Here is a 2,759-nt window from a genome sequence, read left to right as displayed (position 1 = left end):
CCGTGTGCTCTGTTCCGCCCAGCGAGTTCTGGGAGAGGAAGATCTGGGCATGGGGGATGCCCACGCAGGCCGCGGTGACTGTGTGCGGACCGGCGACCGTCACCATTGCGGCTTTGGTGAAGCCAACCCCTGGCCCGTCCGCCGGACYGGCGTCGGAGAGGAGCGCGGCCCCTGGCGCCTCGGCCAGACGCTTGTGCAGCTCGGCGTAGTTGCTCGCTTCCACCCCCAGCACCCCCGGATCTCTGGTCGGGGCGGCGGGCGCCGGGCGGTGGCTTTGCCCGGCCGCCGTCGGCCGCGGATCGCCCTCGTCCTCGTAGGCGCAGGAGGCCAAACTACCGGCGAGCAGCAGGCCAACAACGGATGCCGCAGCGCAGCGGACTGTTTTCGTTCCCCCAGGACCAGACATGGGCCGAGTCTACGGTCAGTGCCCTAAAAGGCAAGTCATTCCGGCCCGGCCGGTCGGGGAGGCCTTCGCCAACCTGATTGCGAGTCTGGTCTGCACACCAGCCCGGATCCGGCCCGCCACGGCGTCGTCGCCGGCTCCTTTTCGCCAACAAAAAAGAAACCCCGTCCCGCAGGCCGCTAAGCCTGCGTGACGGGGTTTCTCGCTGGTGCACCCCCCGGGACTCGAACCCGGAACCCATTGATTAAGAGTCAATTGCTCTGCCAGTTGAGCTAGAGGTGCATCTGTTGTTTTCGTTCCTCGGGGCTTTTTATTTCCCGCGTTGTTCTCCGCAACGACATGAAACTCTACACGAGATTGGCTGTCGTGTGAAATCGAGGGGCGCGGGATGGTCCAGGTTAGCCGGGGAGGTTCAAAATCAGCGCGAAATCAGKGTTTTGCCCGTTGCTGAGGAGCCACAGGCGCCCGTCAGGAGCGAGTGAAACGTTGCGCACCCGGCCATACTTTCCTGTGAAATAGCTCACAGGATCTCCGGCGAATTCGCCGTTAAGGGGAACGACCCAAAGCCTTTGGCCGCGCAGGGCGCCCAGGTAGGCGGTGCTGCCGGCAATTTCGAGTCCGCTGGGGGAAGACTCCGCCGTCGACGGCCACACCACCTTGGCGTCCAGGAAGCCGGGGCGGTGCGGGGCGCCCGTCACCTCGGGCCAGCCGTAGTTGCCGCCCGGCACGATCAGGTTGAGCTCGTCGTTGACGTCCGGGCCGAATTCGCTGGCCCACAGACGGCCCGCGCTGTCCCAGGCCAGTCCCTGGACGTTCCTGTGGCCGAAGCTGTAGACGGGGTTATCGCCGAACGGGTTTCCCGGTGCCGGCCTGCCATCCGGAGTGAGTCGGAGGATCTTTCCGCCGAGCGCCGCGCGGTCCTGCGGCTGCTCCCGGCGCTGCGAATCGCCCGTCCCCACATACAGGAAACCATCGGGCCCAAAGCGGATCCGGCCGCCGTTGTGCGTGCCGGCCTTGGAAATGCCGGTGAAAACCGGTTCCAAGGCACCGAGCTCCAGCCGGCCGCCACGTTCCTCCAGCCGCATGCGGGCGATTCTGTTGTCCGCCTCCGCGGTGAAGTAGGCGTAGAGGTAACGGTCCGACGCGAAGTTGGGCGAAAGGGCAAGGCCCAGGAGGCCGCCTTCGCCGCCGGGCACGACGCCGGGCACCTTGCCGACCGTACCGAGCTGTCCGTCTTTGATGGTCCTGAGCAGTGCTGTGTCGCGCTCGGAGATGACCGCGGTGCCGTCGGGTAGATGGACCGTGGACCACGGCAGTTGCAGCCCATTAACCCGGCTTGCAACCGTGGGCTCACCCGCTGCCCCGGCCGTACCCGCTGCGCCGGTGGCAGTGCGGTCTCCCGGCTGAACCACGGGCGAGGTTGAGCCGCCGGTACAGGCGCTCAGGAAAAACAGGACAACGGCAAGCGCCACGGCCCGGGCCACCGCACTGAAGAAGAAGCGCCTGCCACCGAAGCGCCTGCGGGTGAAACGGACGAGCATCAACGGACGCGATGAGAACGGATGGATCGGCCGACCGGACCGCCGGCTACTGCCGTGTCCGGCGCGGCGGCCGAAACCCGGCTGCTTCGGCGTGGGCCGGGGAGGCAAACCACACCTCAGCCCGGGTTTCTTCATACGCCGGGCTGGTCTCGTCGTGGTAGATCATCGACGAGGCATTGCCCTTGACTGTGAAACCCACAGGGCCGCTCCCGTCGGCGGCCGGAGCCGCTGACCCCTCGCCGTAGGGCTGCTCAGTGGCCAAATGGCCGGTGGGCTCGGCCGTTTGGCTGGCGGAGGCCCCGGCCCCTGCCGGCGGGGCTGCCATCTGCGTCGTTTCCGTGTCGCCGGGACCCGTGGGCTGTGTCCCGGCGTCGGGTAGTCCGGGCATCGCCGTGCCGGTGCCGGTATCAACGCCAGTGCTGGTTGAAGTGGCCGTGCCGGTACCGGTGTTCTCGTCGTCGACTGGTTCCGCGGCTGCCGATTCCGCCCCGGGCAGAGTCGGAGCGTGGGGCTCAGTGTATTCCGGGTGGTGGACGGGCAGGCCCGCCGCGCCAGTCTCCGCAGCACCGCCAAGCTCGGCGGCCGTCACAGCGTGCGCACCGCGGGCCGGCTCAGCGTGGGCCGCGGCGGTGTGTGTCTCCGCCGGCGGGGCGGTCTCGGACCACTGGGTCTCCCACTCGGCATTGCCCGGGGCGCCTGTTGCTTCCGGGGCGGCCTCGGCGCCCGGCTTGATGGTCGGGGCGGCGGTGGCCGCTGCGGGCCCGGTCGCCTCGGGGGCAGCCGTGGCCTCCCGGGCCGGTGCGTCTGGCTCAGGC

3 protein-coding genes and 1 tRNA gene are annotated in these 2,759 nt (G+C 68.5%); all 4 read right to left on the bottom strand.

The annotated features are described in order from the left end of the window. Positions 1 to 406 (bottom strand): hypothetical protein (locus AC1D1S_RS20550; RefSeq protein WP_476995378.1); only part of this gene is annotated, 406 nt, incomplete at its 3' end. Between the two features lie 203 nt (positions 407 to 609). Then, a tRNA-Lys gene (locus AC1D1S_RS20545) sits at positions 610 to 685 on the bottom strand. Between the two features lie 116 nt (positions 686 to 801). Beyond that, the gene (locus AC1D1S_RS20540; protein WP_476995377.1) at positions 802 to 1,944 is read right to left on the bottom strand and encodes a PQQ-dependent sugar dehydrogenase; all 1,143 of its coding nucleotides are present in this window, start codon (positions 1,942 to 1,944) and stop codon (positions 802 to 804) included. Positions 1,945 to 1,990: 46 nt separating this feature from the next. Continuing rightward, a partial coding sequence (locus AC1D1S_RS20535) for a sunset domain-containing protein (protein WP_476995376.1) occupies positions 1,991 to 2,759 on the bottom strand: 769 nt, incomplete at its 5' end.

Source organism: Arthrobacter sp. P1_A5, from assembly GCF_056406825.1.
This window is presented reverse-complemented; position numbering and strand designations above follow the sequence as displayed.